We start from the raw sequence: 15,463 nt of genomic DNA on the forward strand, positions 1-15,463 counted from the left end.
GCGAAAATTAACCGATATAGATGGTGCGTTACATTTCATTAACTACCCTACTGGACTATACTTTAGACCAGAATTTCTCGGTAATTGGTGTTTCCATACACCATTTAATTCAAAAATAAATAATATGACACTTAATGAACTACTCCCTGTTGTTCGGATGCTTTCTTCTAGGGATAAACTCAAGCGAATTCGGATTTTAGCTGAAGAGCTAGAAGCATCTGAAAATATTGCACCTTTAGAACCTTTCAAAACTTATAACTTGCCTACTCCATACAATTCTTTTGGTGTTGGTGAAACTCTCATGGAAGCACTTACTGAAGATAATATAGATTGAAAAATATGCGATTCAAATACTCAACTACTGACCCATCTCAGATGGTAAGTTACATAAGTTCTAATAATAAAAAATAACCATTTCACAGGTTGGGTAGAACGGAGTGTTAGCGGAGCTTATCCGTTAGGATAAACCCAACATATATCTTTATGTTAACAGATACAGGTTTTTGTTGGGTTGCGCTGTCGCTTAACCCAACCTACTAGACTGAAATATTAATGACTGAAACACTGATATTTTATAGTCCACAAGTATCTACATAAGAGAAGAATAGGCCATTAATCGCAGGATACCCAATATCGTAAGGTAAGTGCCCTCTGTAATGCGTGCCCAAATCAAAAGTTAATTCGTTGTAGGTCAACTTTTCATCTCCTTTTCTCCATCCTACTTTCTTGTCAAACTCTTCCACTATCTTTGGATTATACTCTTCTGTTCCATCCAAACTCTGATAAATTTCCTTCTGCACAGAAAAGCCAAATTTACCATCACTATGTTCTACCCAAAGCTGGTCAATTGCGCGGAGAACTGGACACGGAATATTTTTAATTGACTGTTCATCGAGCCAATCTTCATCTTTTCTACTACCAGCTTTTACCATAATTTCGCGAGTTTCCTTATCAGCTTCTTTCCATTTCTTTTGCTTTAGTAGATTTTCTAGGGTAGAGTACCTTAAATTTTGCTGTTTTTCTGGTGGTAGTTTTAGACTTGGTAAAAAAGGGGACAAAATAGTTAGCAAAACTACTATACCTAGTATTAAATAACCTACCTGGATTTTAGATAGGGGATTAAACGACTTTGGACTTTCCTGTTTAGGTATTTTGTCTTTATTAGGTGACTCTGATAAATCTATTTTGCCATCATCATTTATAGGCACTGTTTCTTGTCCTCCTCCACGATACTTCAACTTTGGCGAACGCGCTAACAAAATTGGCTCTCCCTCCATAATTGCAAAAAATTGAGGAGTCATTGTCGGAGATTCTAGCGATACATTTTGACTCGCATATTGATGCAATTCACTAACTGAAATTTTACCGTCACCATCGATATCTGCTTCCCCAGTTTTAATCCCTTTGACTATATATTTTGTATAAATAGATAATTCCGAACTTTCCGACTCAAAAGAACTTTGAGTAGAACTAGAAGACATTAAAATCGCCCTACCTTCACCTCCTAATTCTGCTTTAATATCTATTATATTTTTATCCCCTTTAGAAGTCATTCCATTAGTAAATGCGCCACTATTACAACAATCCAGAATAACAACAATACGTTGAGAGTAACTATCACTCATTTCATCTTGTAAGAAATTAGCCGCAACAGCAGTCCGTTTACTAAATTCGCTCTGTTTTTTGGCAGTGTCAGGAGTCGCTAAATATAGATGGCCTTTTTTACTTAAAACTCCGTGACCAGAAAAATAAAATAGTAAAATATCATCCTTATTACGGTCATCAAATAATTTTTCTATTGCCTCTTCTATATTATTACGATTTATATTATCACCATTGGAGTCGTTCAACACCATAATTTCATCAAAATATCCCATTTTGGGATTACCTAAAACTTCCTTCATTGCCTCAACATCTTTCAGGGTACTAGGCAAATCTGTAAAGTCTGAGGAGTATTTACTAACTCCAACTAATAGAGCTATTTTTGCCATGAAAAAATCTCCTTAAGCATTAAAAATTTTTTCTATTGTTGGTTTGACTTTCTCATACTCCTTATCTAATTCTTCAGCATTACGACCTTCGATGTTCAATTTTATCTCTTTACCGTTTTCTTTAATTTTAATTTCAATATTAATTGTCTTACCATAGAGGCGGTTACTCAAATATCCAACCAAAGCTTTGAGATTTTTAGCATTAATTTGTGCGGTAAGAATGCCTAGTAAAAAACCGCCAAGACTTTTAGCCCCAGGTTCAGCGGTTTCTATTGGTATTAAATCTGGATTTTGTACTCCATTAAACTTTTTTATCTCTGACAAAATATTCCGGGTATCTGTTTGGAGTCTTTCTGGTGTTAATTTTGGATCGGATAGAGTAATTGTTAGTTGAATATTTTCTAATGACATAATGTTTAATTGTTAGTTCTCAGGAATAAAATTACTAATTCAAAGGAGAAATAAACTAGGACAGCAGTTTTCAGGTCTATGAACCACATTACAAAAATGATAATCCAGGACGTTGTCTGCAACCTCCTTACTGTGGTCTACCCAAAATGAAAACCGCTGTAAACAGATAATTAGGATGATTATAACCTTAAATTAGTTCTTTAAGCAAAAATCGTAAATTTTAGGGGTTCTCCAAACCGCCACGATAAAATATTACAACCTAATTTAGGATTACTATATTCTCTGATTAAGATTCTTGAAATTGAGACAATAGGGAGGCAATAACTTGATTTTGATTGATACTTCGACTCTGTTGTAAAGCCTCTTTTAAAACATCTATTACTAATCCTGGTAAAACTATAGATTCTGTAATCCTTTTACTACCACCATCAACCATAGTAAAAGCAATAAGATCTACATTTTTTACATCAACTATCCAATATTCTTTGACTTTTAAATCTTCATAAATTAGCCTTTTTTCACCTTTATCATCAGACAGTGAAGTATTGGCTATTTCTATGACTAAATCTGGGGGTGGATATGTATCTAAATCTACAATAGAAGTTCCCCAGGGAATAATATTGGCATTGTCACCTATATGGTAGGAAATATCTGGTTGTACTTCTTGAAATCCGATTTTTCTATAACTACAATTAGTTAGACCTTTATTGTCAATATTTTTGAGACTACAGAAAATACCAATAGCTATAGAAATAAGTGTATTATCGCTGGCATGGTCGTGACTTACTGGTGACATTTCTATTCTGAATTTTCCTTGAAAATAATAAGATTTTGCTTTAGAGTAAATGGGATTTTCAATAGTTTGAAGATATTCATCCCAAGTAGCTGAAACCCATGTATCTGTTGGAGTTTTTACTTGTAAATTTGTCATTTCAGTTATCAGTTATTAGTTATCAGTACCTCCTACTAAAGTAGGAAACTTCAAATACTGAATTTTATTTTCTCTTGGTCATATCAATTCCATTTTAAATTAGGTTTGAAGACCAAACCTCTACTATAAAATTTTATAACATACTTTTCCTTCCCTATTTAACGTAAGCATTTTCTGCGGAATGCTGCGCAGACAGGTATTAGCTGATGGCTGATGGCTGACGGCTGAATGCTTACTATTTCACAGCTTGCCATAATACACCCAAAATTTGCTCGACATCCCGAATATAAAAATTACTTAAATCAATCTTTAATTCATTTCCTTCTAACAACAAGAACTTCCAAATATCCCCAGTTGTCACCGCACCATAAATTCTATTAATTGCTTGATTTTCCTGTTGATTAAATAATTGTGCTGCTAACATTGTGGCTGCACATTGACCTAAACCGCCCTTAATATCTTCATTTTTAGCCTCAACAATAATTGCTACAGGAGCATTAATTATTAACTGTTCTGGAGAACGACTAATTAGAAAATCACAATACCCATTTAAACTCCGGTCAAAGTCAATATTAAATTCAATTCCTGAGAATAAACTAACTGAATAATTTGCCTGCCTTCTGATTTCTAATAACAAGGGAGTAATAATCATTTCGGAACGAGCTTTTTCAGTATTAATTGCTAAAGCAAGTTCTACAGTTTCTGCCAAAGTTTGAGTGAGAAAATCACTAGATTTGAGGGATTCTACTTGAGCAAATAAATTTACTTGCTCGTGAATATGTAAATCAAATTCTTTTTGGAATTTACTTAAGGTTTTAAAATCACTATATGCCATTTTTTTAAGGAAGAAGGAGGAAGGAAGAGGGAAGAAGGAAGAGGCAAATAATGGTTTGCAATTTTCATCCAGAAGCACAAAGAGAAATGCAAGAATTAGTGAGATATACCCATCGCGGGCAAGATGCCCGCACTACAAGCATTTTATTGTTAATCTCTGTACTTCATATACAACCGAATCTGCTGTATTTACCTCCAATAACTAACTTCTCAAATCTGCCAAAGATGCAGACAAATATAGCATTTATCATAAAGATAAACTACATTTACAATCCCCCTAAATACCTCTTAAAAAGGGGGACTTTCAAAGTTCCCCCCTTATTAAGGGGGGTTAGGGGGGATCTAAAGCTGTACCTCATAAATTAGAGAAGTGCTATATTACATTTTAACTACTTCAGCTTCAGTCTTCTCTGTTGATGATAATATTGAACTAACCTTAACCGCGCGGAACATTCCGAAACGACAAAGACCACTCCCGAATGCCAAACGCATCAATAACAAGGTAGGTACTTCTCGTATAGACTTAATTATCCCTGATAAACCAAAACGAATCATTCCTTGAGGTCTAATTACACCTTGCCAAATAGAATCCAACCAAGAAGGAATAGTCTCCTGCGTCCAATCTGCTGTTACTACCTCCCCTTCCACTAATCCAGTTTCTGCTATCAGTTCCGAAAAACCCTCAATACTAGAAAAAGCAGGATGAGACCACTGCTCTAATAACTGTCGCATTACAGGTTTTTCCCAGAAATTGAGTGGTTTTTGGCGATCGTCTCGCTGATTCCAGTCAGCTACAACCAATATTCCACCAGGTTTTAATACCCGCATCATTTCTTCAGCATATTTAGCTTTATCTGGCATATGAGGTCCTGCTTCAATAGACCAAACTACATCAAAACTATTATCTGGAAAAGAAAGTGCTAGAGCGTCATCTACCTGAAATTTAGCATCAACTCCTTCCGGGGTTAATTCCTGAGCGCGTTGTACTTGTTTAGGACTAATAGTAATCCCTGTAACGTCAAACCCATAATCTTTTGCTAAAATACGGGTGCTTCCACCAATGCCACAACCTACATCTAAAACAGTAGTACTGCGAAATAGTTTATCCAACCCTCCCCATTTCACCATTTCATGGACAAAGTCAGACTTGGCAGTCAAAAAATCTTTCTTCTGTGGTGGCGAACCATAATGACCTAAGTGAATGTGTTCGCCCCAGTAAAATTCTAGGATACCGTCTTGAGTCCATTCATCGTAGGAATTAGCTACCGTCTCAGACGACTCATAACTGCGAGGGGTGAGAAAATAAAGCGCAATACCTACCACCAAAAGTAAAAGTAGAAATCCCAGAAGGTAATATAAGTACATTGAGACCTTTGTATTTGTTTACGATTTTATTTGATTTACTGACTAGCTATTTTAGCAGCTCATCTGAACTCAAGGCAATACGATCGCGACACTTAGTAGAGCAAGAAAAATATCACCTTCTTCAAAATCTTACAGCAGTTTTCTAGTTGATGAGGTACAAAGTTTTATTGCTCTAGGGAACAGGGAACAGGGAACAGGGAATAGGAAATATAAGAATAGTTCTATAAGTGTACCTCACTATCCTCAAAAGTGCTGTAATCAACAAATTAGCTTAATCTTCGTCTTCATCTGGCGGTCTAGTAATAACATCAAACAATATTTTTGCTAAATCATTTTTATTATCAATCTCTTGAACTTCCTCACTTATGGCTTTAGCTTTTTCCAAATCTCCCATCTTGGCAATAATCAATCCCGAAGCAGCATAAGCAGTAATCAAAAGATTAATTTGTTGCTCTTTTTTGCGACTAGCTAATATAGTTTTTACCTCCTGCCAATCATCCGGTAAATTTTCCCGTTTTTTCACTTCAGCAATTACCTTATGTGCTAATTGAAGCGACATTTTCATATTATTTTTATAGAAAAAATAACGATAAGCACCTATCAAAATATCCAGATTTCCATCAGTCTTAGCCAAAGCTTGATTAATATAATTTTCTGATGTCTCAGTATCCTCCCAATTTTCCACCGCCAACATCAATAAACTTTTGACATCTTCAGGCACATCATACCAGGAAAACTTATTTTCTTGAGCTTGCATTTGTTGAACCTAATCACATTAATAATAATTACCTTAAACTAGGAAAAATTGAAAATCTGCTAATCTTAATAACATTTTTACTTCTGTAGGTTGGGTTGAGCTTGCGCCATTCAGAGCTTATCCGGAGGATAAACCCAACAGATATAGTTCAGATAGTAAGGGAGCAAGATGCTCCCACTGTTCTCTTGACCAAAATAATTACAATAGAACGCCATTAAAATGCACCACCACTCAAAAATCATCCTATGAACAATTGCGCTTTATGGGAGCAAGATATGGGAGCAAGATGCTCCCACTGTTCCCTTGACCAAAATAATTACAATAGACCGCCATTAAAATGCACCACCAGCCAAAAGTCCAGCTATACTGAAGATGTTTCCACATTAATCACAACTCTAAAATCTAAAATTACTATGTTTATCCCAGTAGGTTTTGAACAACAGTCGGTCGTCACCTCCCAAGGTAGAATGGTTTACTATACCAACGAAAAAGCACCCTGGAAAACTGACACTGACAACACTGACGACTTGCCAACCCTAGTATTCTTTCACGGTTTCGGCGGTGGGTCATCTGCCTACGAATGGTCAAAAGTTTACCCCGCCTTCGCCTCAGAATACCGTATTCTAGCTCCCGACTTAATCGGATGGGGGCGATCGGAACATCAGGCGCTAGATTACAAAGTAGACGACTATATCGCAACAATTATCGAATTTTTAGAACAAACCTGTCAACCTCCCACCAGAATTATTGCCTCTTCCTTGACTGCAGCAATGATGGTGAGAGTAGCGATCGCTCGTCCGGAATTATTCAAGTCTCTAATATTGACAACTCCCGCAGGTTTATCTGACTTCGGCGACAACTACACCCGTAGTTTTTTTGCTCAACTGGTAAGTACGCCAATACTAGATCGTTTTATTTATAGTGGTGGTGTTGCTACCCCAGGAGGAATTAGAACTTTCTTGGAAAACAGACAATTTGCTAATCCCAGGTTAGTTTATGATGAAATTGTGGAGGCATATTTAGAGTCAGCAACTCAACCTAATGCTGAATACGCTGCTTTATCTTTTGTGCGGGGAGATTTGTGTTTTGACCTATCTTTATATATGAGTCAATTAACAATTCCCACGGCAATTATTTGGGGTAAAAAATCAGAGTTTACAGGTCCAGAAATAGGTCAACGTTTAGCAGATTTAAACCGTGAAGCTGTGAAGATTTTTCAAACATTAGAAAATGTGGGTTTAACGCCTCAATTAGAAGTTCCGGCAGTGACTATTGGGTTGATTAAAAAGTTCTTGAAACAGTTAGATGAAGTTCCGGTTGGTGTAGTTTAGATATTGGGAAAAACCGGGTTTCCAGTAGGGGCGAATGGCATTCGCCCTTATACCAATTTGAAAAAGAATGTTACAAATAGTTTCAAACTTTAGATGTCGAATAATTTGCTGAAATTACTGAATAATCAAGGTTTTGAGCTATAAAATCTTACTTTTGACTTTTGACTTTTGACTTTTGAATTCTGTGCAAGTCCTGATAATTCTTCTTTAACTATATGATTCTTCATAATTATCAATTATCAATTATCCATTATCAATTAAATTCAAATTCCTGCTTGCTGAAAAACTTGTTCAACAGTTATTTCTAATTCTGGCAAAACTTCATCTGCTAAACCTTGTTGCCCACGTTTAGTTTTTGGGGGAGAATCAGGATAAAAAATAGTAATGCTTTTTGCTTGTGAATCAACTATCCAAACCCTCAAAGTTCCTGCATTTAAATAATCAGTGGCTTTTTCACTAAGATAGCCAAAAGATTGACCAGGAGAGATAATTTCAATGGCTAATTCGGGAGGAAACGGACAGAGTTCATCCTCAAATCTTTCTTGGGGTAATTTCTCATAAGAAATATATAATAGATCGGGTACGGGAACCCAATCTTTTCCATTTTTTTGTAGGGAGATTCCCCATTTTATTCCTACTTCTCCTTTTGATTGACTCCAGTTAGTCAGAAGTAGATAAAGAGTACCTGTTAAACGAGAATGAAATCTTTTAGGAGACATTTTAGATTGTATTTTTCCGTCTATTAATTCATAAGTCGTGTCTCTTTCTGGAAGAGCTAAAAACTGTTCTAAATTTATTTGTGTCTGTGTAATCATACATTTTATACCAATTCTTAAAAGCGAGTTTGGTGAGATTTGTCATCCGCCAAAAAATTTATTTCTTGACTTACAGCAGAACCCATCAGTTATCTAAAGATGAATCTAGTTAGCTATTATGGCTAATTAATTAGGATTTGCTAATTATTAATTATCCATTATCCATTATCCATTATCCATTATCCATTATCCATTATCCATTATCCATTATTAATAATATCATTGTAATTTTTTGAGTTGATCTAGAGACTTTTGATACCCCTCTTGATTTCCTTGTTGTTTGAATAAATCGGCAGCTTTTTTAAAGTCTGATCTGGCTTTTTCAATATTTTTGTTACGCTTGTGAATCAAACCCCTGTTATGGTAAGCTTTAGCATATTTGGGATTGAGTCGAATAGCTTGGTTAAAGTCAGCGAGCGCCTTTTCATTTTCTCCCTGCTTGCCGTAAACAAGACCCCTACCGTTGTAAGCTTTAGCATATTTGGGATTGAGTCGAATAGCTTGGTTAAAGTCAGCGAGCGCCTTTTGATTTTCTCCCTGTCTGCGGTAAACAATACCCCTGTTATTGTAAGCTTGAGCATATTTGGGATTGAGTCGAATAGCTTGGTTATAGTCAGCGAGCGCCTTTTCATTTTTTTCTAGGAGAGTGTAAACAAGACCCCTACCGTTGTAAGCTTTAGCATATTTGGGATTGAGTCGAATAGCTTGGTTAAAGTCAGCGATCGCCTCTTCATATTTTCTTTCGCTATAGTGCTTAACAGCCTTTTCCAAGTAACTTTCAGCATCCTGATCGCTAGAATCTTTTTGACTAACGATCGCCTCTGAATTACCAGGAGTCAACCTATCGTCTCCAGTTGAAGAACTTGGAGTAACAATTTCTACTGTACTTATTTCTGCTTCAGATTTACTATAGCCAACTAGAGCTATTGTGATTAATCCAATTATTAGTTTAGTAATATGTTTCATTATGGTTATTTGGTTATTTGGTTATTTAAACATTTTGAGATAGCTTTGACGGAATGCTCCGCAAAGGTTTCTAGAGTTATACCAAATCCGCTTAGAAAAAGGTAGTTTATCCAAATCCTTCTAATCCTTTGGCTTTGAGTATTCAATAAATCTCCTATCTAAACCGGATTTAGTATTATTGTAACTCTCTGAGTTGATCTAGAGAGTCTTGATAATCCTCTTGATTTCCTTGTTGTTTGTATAAGTCGGCAGCTTTTTTAAAGTCTGATCTGGCTTTTTCAATATTCCTTTTACGCTTGTGAATCAAACCCCTGTTATAGTAAGCATCAGCATTTTTGGGATTGAGTCGAATAGCTTGGTTATAGTCAGCAATCGCCTTTTCATATTCTCCTTGGTTATCGTAAACAATACCCCTGTTATTGTAAGCTTCAGCATTATTTGGGATTGAGTTGAATAGCTTGGTTATAGTCAGCGATCGCCTTTTCATATTCTCTCTGGTTACGGTAAAGATTACCCCTGTTATTGTAAGTCAGCCAAAGTTCGGGATTGTTTAGTCTGATAGATTCGTTGTAATCAGCGATCGCCTGTTCATACTCTCCCTGTCTGCGGTAAACAATACCCCTGTTATTGTAAGCTTCAGCATTTTTGGGATTGAGTCGAATAGCTTGGTTATAGTCAGCGATCGCCTGTTCATATTCTCCTCTATCATAGTGATCAACACCCTGATTAAAGTAATTTTTAGCTTCCTGGATTTGAGAAGGAGTAGCATTACCAGAATTTCTAACAGTCCGATTTTCTCCCTGCCTTTGTCTTTCAACTTCTAGCTCTTGCGCTCGCCGTTCAGCCTCCTCACGCTTCCGTCGTTCTTCCTCCAGTTGTTGTCGTTGCCTTTGTAGTTCAACTTCCCGTTCTTGTTTTGCTCTCTGTTCTGCCGCTTGAAGTTGCTTTTGCCTATCAGCTTCTAGCTGTTGCGCTCGCCGTTCTGCCTCCTCACGCTTCCTTCGCTCCTCCTCCAATTGTTGCTGTAATTTAACTTCCTCTCCGTTTAATTCGGCACGTAAAAAATGTTCCATCTTCAACGATTACCAAATATTTCTCCCCTCCAGGGAGGGGTTAGGGGTGGGTCCCCATCCCCACATTCCCCTCCAGGGAGGGGTTAGGGTGGGTCCCCCTCCAGGGAGGGGTTAGGGGTGGGTCCCCTCCAGGGAGGGGTTAGGGTGGGTCCCCCATCCCCACATTCCCCTCCAGGGAGGGGTTAGGGGTGGGTCCCCCATCTCCCCATCTCCCCATCTAATTACACCGATGCTACCGGATTTGATATTATTTCCCCTCCACGGTCGGGGGAGGGGCGAGGGGTGGGTTCCCTATTCCCTATTCCGTCTTTTCTGGAGATGCCTATTTGGACTATTTCATCTCATTTAAACGAAGATCTTGCTGAGGAACAGGAATCTCTATTCCTTCTTGAACAAATCTTTCCTTAATCTGATGAAGAGCTTCATTATATACCCGCCAGTAATCTGAAGTTTTAGTCCATCCTCCTACATACAGATCGACGAAATATTCTTCAAATTTCCATGCAAATGTACTCGGTCCTGGTTGCTCTAATACTAAAGGATGAGATTTAAAAATATCCAAAAGTAATTGCTCAACCTTAGACAAATTCTCACTATAACCAACCCGAATTTGCAAACTAACGCGACGAGTATCTCTGGCACTATGATTAATGACCACACTACCCAAAACTGAGTTATTGGGAATTGTAATAATCTGACCAGTCCAACCTTTTACTTTTGTATGAGCGAGACTGATGGAATCAATGTAACCCCATGTTCCACATAATTCTACTTCATCACCCACATTAAATGGGTTATAGATCATAATCATTAAACCACTAGCCAAATTTCCAATATTGGTTTGCAAAGCAAATGCCAAGATGAAGCTAGTACCACCAACTAAAGCGAGAATTGGACCAAGATTTATTTCCAAAGCAGTCAATGCCAATAAGACACCAACACCAACAGTTGTTTGCCACACAGTTCTGACCAATAATTGACGCAAAGGGTCGGAAACTCCCCCTACAACTCGCAGACTCCTATTAGTAACAAAGCCTAAAATCCCAGCAACAATTACAGAAGTAACCACAATTGCGGAAAAGATACCAATATTTGTGCTCCAACGTAAACCACCTTCTTCTGATTTTATCCAACCAGCTATCCTTAACCACAAACCTTCAGTATCGCTCACATCAATCTCGACACCACTAACAGATTGAATATATTGTCGGAAAGATTCAGCTTTGCCACCTTTACTCTCAAATTCATCCAAAACAGTATCAAAGCGATCGGCAAGAGCAGTTTGTTCCTGTTGAAGCTCAGTGACACCAACTACCAATTGAGTCTTGACTTCCGATGCTTCTTCACTAGAATCTTCGAGTTGCTCAGATAATGCTTCTAATTGTTTTTCTTTCTCTGCTAATTCCTGTTGACTATCGATATCACCTGTATTACTGACTTCATCTTCGATCGCTTCTGCTACTATTTCTAGATTTTGGGTAGCTTCTTCAGTTCCTTCACTTTGTTTTTTAACCTCAACAGCTTCCTCAATAGCTTCTTGAGCTTTGGCGAGTTCTTGTTGTGCCACTTCTAGATTGTTTTCAGCTTCTTCTGCTTCTGGAGAACTAGGAGATGCACTCTTTTTTCTTTCCTCTGCTGCCTCAAGAGATTTTTGAGCTTTTCTATAGCATCAACAGCTTCTTCAGATTTTCGGGTTTCTCTATTTTTGCGTTTGATTGCAATTTCAGCATCGCTAATTTCCTGAACTTTGGCTTTTAGCAAATTCTGCCAAGCTTTGGCTTCGACTTCTAATTCCTCCTGAGTCAGAGGTTTGAGCAAAAGCTTCAGCTCATCCACAGGAATTTCCGGTTCTTCAGTAGTAATTGCTGTTATTGTTGCTAAAGTTTCTGATTCTTGGGAACTAGCTGGAGAAACCCATAACGTTAGAGTGCAAGCAATTACTGTTAGGCAAAATACTTGCCATTGATGCCTAAAAATAGATTTTTCTTTTTCTTCATTAATTAAAATTACGCTTTTTTGAAATATTTACTTTCTCATCAAGCAGCATTATTAGTATTATTCATAATAATTACGATATAACAGGAAAATCCATACTATATTATTTTTAATATTATCTTCCACTACTAGATCTGTGCATTAGGTTTTAACTTGAAAATTCTTACTTTTGACTGTCTTGAGTGCGTCTTGCATTCTGAGAAACCTCAGAATTACGCACTCGATGAATGACTTTTGAATTGAATCTAAACTGACACAGCTAAAACTGTGCATTAGCTTTTCATACCAAGCGTGATAAATGTTTGTTACAAATGGTAGGGACGTTGCATAAGGGTGTCCCTATGAAAGAAGGAAGAAGGGATAAATATTGAAAAAAGAGAAAAAAGATAGATATAACTATCTAAAACGAACTGGAGCAGCTATTTTTAAGCATATCCGAGCAATATCTACCTTTTTGTAGCATTCTTTTTTCACGCTTGGTATAACTTGAAAATTCTTACTTTTGACTGTCTTGAGTGCGTCTTGCATTCTGAGGAAACCTCAGAATTACGCACTCGATGAATGACTTTTGAATTGAATCTAAACTGACACAGCTAAAACTGTGCATTAGGTTTTAACTTGAAAATTCTTACTTTTGACTGTCTTGAGTGCGTCTTGCATTCTGAGGAAACCTCAGAATTACGCACTCGATGAATGACTTTTGACTTTTGAATTGAATCTAAACTGACACAGCTAATACCAAATTGATAAATGTTTGCTACAAATAGTTATGGCATTTTTTATAATTCATGATTTAGGTTTTAGAATGGATTATAGATATATTTAATACTATTTTTAATGTTTAAAATCATTTTTTTAGTGAAATATATTTTATTTAAAAGTCTTTTTATAGTGCTTATTATTCGTAACATTATTTTTAAAAAATGGTATAAAATTGTGCATTAGCTTTTAATACCAAGCGTGATAAATGTTTGTTACAAATGGTAGGGACGTTGCATAAGGGCGTCCCTATGAAAGAAGGAAGAAGGGATAAATATTGAAAAAAAGGGAAAAAAGATAGATATAACTATCTAAAATGAACTGGAGCAGCTATTTTTAAGCATATCCGAGCAATATCTACCTTTTTGTAGCATTCTTTTTTCACGCTTGATATAACTTGAAAATTCTTACTTTTGACTGTCTTGAGTGCGTCTTGCATTCTGAGGTTTCCTCATAATTACGCACTCGCTTTTGACTTTTGAATTTTGAATTGAATCTATAGGTCGAAACGCTATTACTCCATAAGCATCAACAGACAAATATTTTGATGCCGCCTGTTGAATATCTGATGAGTCTAGTGCCTGAATATGTTGAGGATAATTTAGCGCTGGTGCTAAGTCTCCCACTATTGAGTGATAGTAACCATATAAATTAGCTCGATCGCTTGGTGTCTCATTGGCAAAAACAAACCTGTTGGCAACTAATGTCCGAATACGTTGAATTTCTGTTTCTGTCACTGACTCTTGTTGGATAGTATGTATGTGGTGAGCGATCGCTGCTTCTACTTCAGCTAAATTTTCTTCTGGAAGTCTAGCAGAAATATAGAAAACTCCTTGATGACGATGACTCATATTACTCACACCAATAGAATAAACTAAACCTCGCTCTTCTCGTAAGTCACGCACCAGGCGAGATGTTTTCCCTCGACTCAAAATAGTCGCCAATACATCCAAGGTATAAGTTTCATGTAATTGAGTTAACCCAGGTACTCGCCAAAGCATGATTAACCGAGGTTGCTGAAGAGCTTCGTCAACGACTTCATGGCGGACTATTTTTGTAAAAGGTGGTTCTGGGGTTAAATTATTTCTGGGTGGTAGTGGAGGTATTTCTGGAATATTTTGTCTGTTTTCAGCTTCGGTAAATGAGTTGGCAACGATATCAATCAATTCTTCTACTGGTAAATTTCCGACTACAGTGGCAGTCATGGAAGTAGGTTGATACCAGGTATGGTGAAAGTCGCGCATTTGTTGGGGTTGCAGTTGAGAAACAACTTCAACAGGACCTAATACCGGACGACGATAGGGTAATTTTTCAAAGGCGGTTTCAATAGCTTTTCGGTAACAACGACGGTTAGGGTTATCATTTGAGCGCCGAATTTCTTCCAGTACAACAGACCGCTCTCTTTCAAAAGGGTCATCAGCAATACTAGCATTGAGGAGTACTTCCCACTGCAAAGGTGCTAATTTGGCAAAGTCTTTAGGAGCAGTGGTAATGTAAAAGTGGGTGTAGTCTTGGCTAGTGGCGGCGTTCATTACAGCACCTTGTTGTTCCACTAAGCGTTCAAATTCACCACCAGGGAGTTTGGGAGTGCCTTTGAAAATTAGATGCTCGAGAAAATGGGCCATACCATTAATTGGTTCAGACTCAACTGCAGAGCCAACGTTTAACCAAATATTGAGATTAACTGCTTCAACTGGTAAGTGTTCGGCAATGATAGTAAGTCCATTGGGTAATTGGTGGATAGTAGGGGCGTTGAGAGATTCGAGGGTTGGTTGGACTAGGGTTGAGGTCATTCTTGATTTTTTCTGTGGTTTACTTTTCTCAATATATTTCAATATATTAGACATCTCTAGAAAAGAGGGAACAGGGAACAGGGAACAGGGAACAGGGAGAAATAATTCAGGACTCACGCATGAACGCTATTGGTAGGGTGTGTTAGCGGTAGCTTCAAGAATTTAGAATTTAGAATTTAGAATTTAGAATTTAGAATTTAGAATTTAGAATTTAGAATTTAGAATTACCTCTCCTTTAAAACGGATAGGATTGAATAATCATGAAAATTTTTCTTCTCTTGGTCGATTGGATATGGTTAGGAAACCCATCCATCCCTCGACCGCTTTTTATCCTCTTAAAAGAGGAGGCTTTCAACCACAATTTTTCGGTAACGCACAAAGGACTATATCTATTGTTAATGCCTAAGTCCTGGCAAATTTTTGGCGATTTTAGTTGATTTTT

16 protein-coding genes are annotated in these 15,463 nt (G+C 37.1%); 3 read left to right on the forward strand and 13 right to left on the reverse strand.

What is annotated here, in order from left to right; genetic code table 11:
- Positions 1-124: 124 nt before the first annotated feature.
- Positions 125-334: a hypothetical protein gene (locus SAGCYANO_RS07090; RefSeq protein WP_202219437.1), complete on the forward strand. Its 210-nt coding sequence runs from the start codon at positions 125-127 to the stop codon at positions 332-334.
- A 238-nt stretch (positions 335-572) separates the two neighbouring features.
- On the opposite strand, the gene SAGCYANO_RS07095 is transcribed toward SAGCYANO_RS07090, so the two are convergent.
- The 6 genes from SAGCYANO_RS07095 to SAGCYANO_RS07120 all read right to left on the reverse strand — a co-directional run bounded on the left by SAGCYANO_RS07095 (position 573) and on the right by SAGCYANO_RS07120 (position 6,289).
- The gene (locus SAGCYANO_RS07095; protein ID WP_202219438.1) at positions 573-1,991 is read right to left on the reverse strand and encodes a GUN4 domain-containing protein; all 1,419 of its coding nucleotides are present in this window, start codon (positions 1,989-1,991) and stop codon (positions 573-575) included.
- Between the two features lie 12 nt (positions 1,992-2,003).
- Positions 2,004-2,402, reverse strand: a complete 399-nt coding sequence (locus SAGCYANO_RS07100; RefSeq protein WP_202219439.1) for a hypothetical protein — start codon at positions 2,400-2,402, stop codon at positions 2,004-2,006.
- Between the two features lie 286 nt (positions 2,403-2,688).
- The gene (locus tag SAGCYANO_RS07105) at positions 2,689-3,333 is read right to left on the reverse strand and encodes a Uma2 family endonuclease (protein WP_202219440.1); all 645 of its coding nucleotides are present in this window, start codon (positions 3,331-3,333) and stop codon (positions 2,689-2,691) included.
- Between the two features lie 235 nt (positions 3,334-3,568).
- Complete coding sequence (locus SAGCYANO_RS07110) at positions 3,569-4,168, reverse strand: hypothetical protein (protein WP_202219441.1); 600 nt, start codon at positions 4,166-4,168, stop codon at positions 3,569-3,571.
- A gap of 377 nt (positions 4,169-4,545) precedes the next feature.
- The gene (locus SAGCYANO_RS07115; protein ID WP_202219442.1) at positions 4,546-5,532 is read right to left on the reverse strand and encodes a methyltransferase domain-containing protein; all 987 of its coding nucleotides are present in this window, start codon (positions 5,530-5,532) and stop codon (positions 4,546-4,548) included.
- Positions 5,533-5,803: 271 nt separating this feature from the next.
- A complete protein-coding gene (locus SAGCYANO_RS07120) occupies positions 5,804-6,289 on the reverse strand; it encodes a hypothetical protein (protein ID WP_202219443.1) in 486 nt (161 codons plus the stop codon).
- A 413-nt stretch (positions 6,290-6,702) separates the two neighbouring features.
- Here SAGCYANO_RS07120 and SAGCYANO_RS07125 point away from each other — a divergent pair, with 413 nt between their 5' ends.
- Positions 6,703-7,620 (forward strand): alpha/beta fold hydrolase, encoded by a 918-nt coding sequence (locus tag SAGCYANO_RS07125; RefSeq protein ID WP_202219482.1) that lies wholly within the window; start codon positions 6,703-6,705, stop codon positions 7,618-7,620.
- A gap of 263 nt (positions 7,621-7,883) precedes the next feature.
- On the opposite strand, the gene SAGCYANO_RS07130 is transcribed toward SAGCYANO_RS07125, so the two are convergent.
- The 6 genes from SAGCYANO_RS07130 to SAGCYANO_RS07155 form a co-directional block, all read right to left on the reverse strand.
- Positions 7,884-8,435 (reverse strand): Uma2 family endonuclease, encoded by a 552-nt coding sequence (locus SAGCYANO_RS07130; RefSeq protein WP_202219444.1) that lies wholly within the window; start codon positions 8,433-8,435, stop codon positions 7,884-7,886.
- 219 nt (positions 8,436-8,654) lie between these two features.
- Positions 8,655-9,401 (reverse strand): tetratricopeptide repeat protein, encoded by a 747-nt coding sequence (locus SAGCYANO_RS07135; protein ID WP_202219445.1) that lies wholly within the window; start codon positions 9,399-9,401, stop codon positions 8,655-8,657.
- 175 nt (positions 9,402-9,576) lie between these two features.
- Complete coding sequence (locus SAGCYANO_RS07140; RefSeq protein ID WP_202219446.1) at positions 9,577-9,888, reverse strand: tetratricopeptide repeat protein; 312 nt, start codon at positions 9,886-9,888, stop codon at positions 9,577-9,579.
- Positions 9,836-10,474, reverse strand: a complete 639-nt coding sequence (locus SAGCYANO_RS07145) for a tetratricopeptide repeat protein (protein ID WP_202219483.1) — start codon at positions 10,472-10,474, stop codon at positions 9,836-9,838. The genes SAGCYANO_RS07140 and SAGCYANO_RS07145 overlap by 53 nt, the downstream gene beginning before the upstream one ends.
- 331 nt (positions 10,475-10,805) lie before the next feature.
- The gene (locus SAGCYANO_RS07150) at positions 10,806-12,041 is read right to left on the reverse strand and encodes a mechanosensitive ion channel family protein (RefSeq protein WP_202219447.1); all 1,236 of its coding nucleotides are present in this window, start codon (positions 12,039-12,041) and stop codon (positions 10,806-10,808) included.
- Between the two features lie 2 nt (positions 12,042-12,043).
- On the reverse strand, positions 12,044-12,292 hold the full coding sequence (locus SAGCYANO_RS07155) for a hypothetical protein (protein WP_202219448.1): 249 nt from the start codon (positions 12,290-12,292) through the stop codon (positions 12,044-12,046).
- On the opposite strand from SAGCYANO_RS07155, the gene SAGCYANO_RS07160 reads away from it, so the two are divergent.
- Positions 12,285-12,440 (forward strand): hypothetical protein, encoded by a 156-nt coding sequence (locus SAGCYANO_RS07160; protein ID WP_202219449.1) that lies wholly within the window; start codon positions 12,285-12,287, stop codon positions 12,438-12,440. The two genes, SAGCYANO_RS07155 and SAGCYANO_RS07160, sit on opposite strands and share 8 nt — an antisense overlap.
- Before the next feature lie 1,195 nt (positions 12,441-13,635).
- Here SAGCYANO_RS07160 and SAGCYANO_RS07165 read toward each other — a convergent pair.
- Positions 13,636-15,021, reverse strand: a complete 1,386-nt coding sequence (locus SAGCYANO_RS07165; RefSeq protein ID WP_202219450.1) for a pitrilysin family protein — start codon at positions 15,019-15,021, stop codon at positions 13,636-13,638.
- Between the last annotated feature and the right edge of the window lie 442 nt (positions 15,022-15,463).

It is taken from the genome of Okeania sp. KiyG1 (genome assembly GCF_014132355.1).
Lineage (GTDB): Bacteria > Cyanobacteriota > Cyanobacteriia > Cyanobacteriales > Microcoleaceae > Okeania.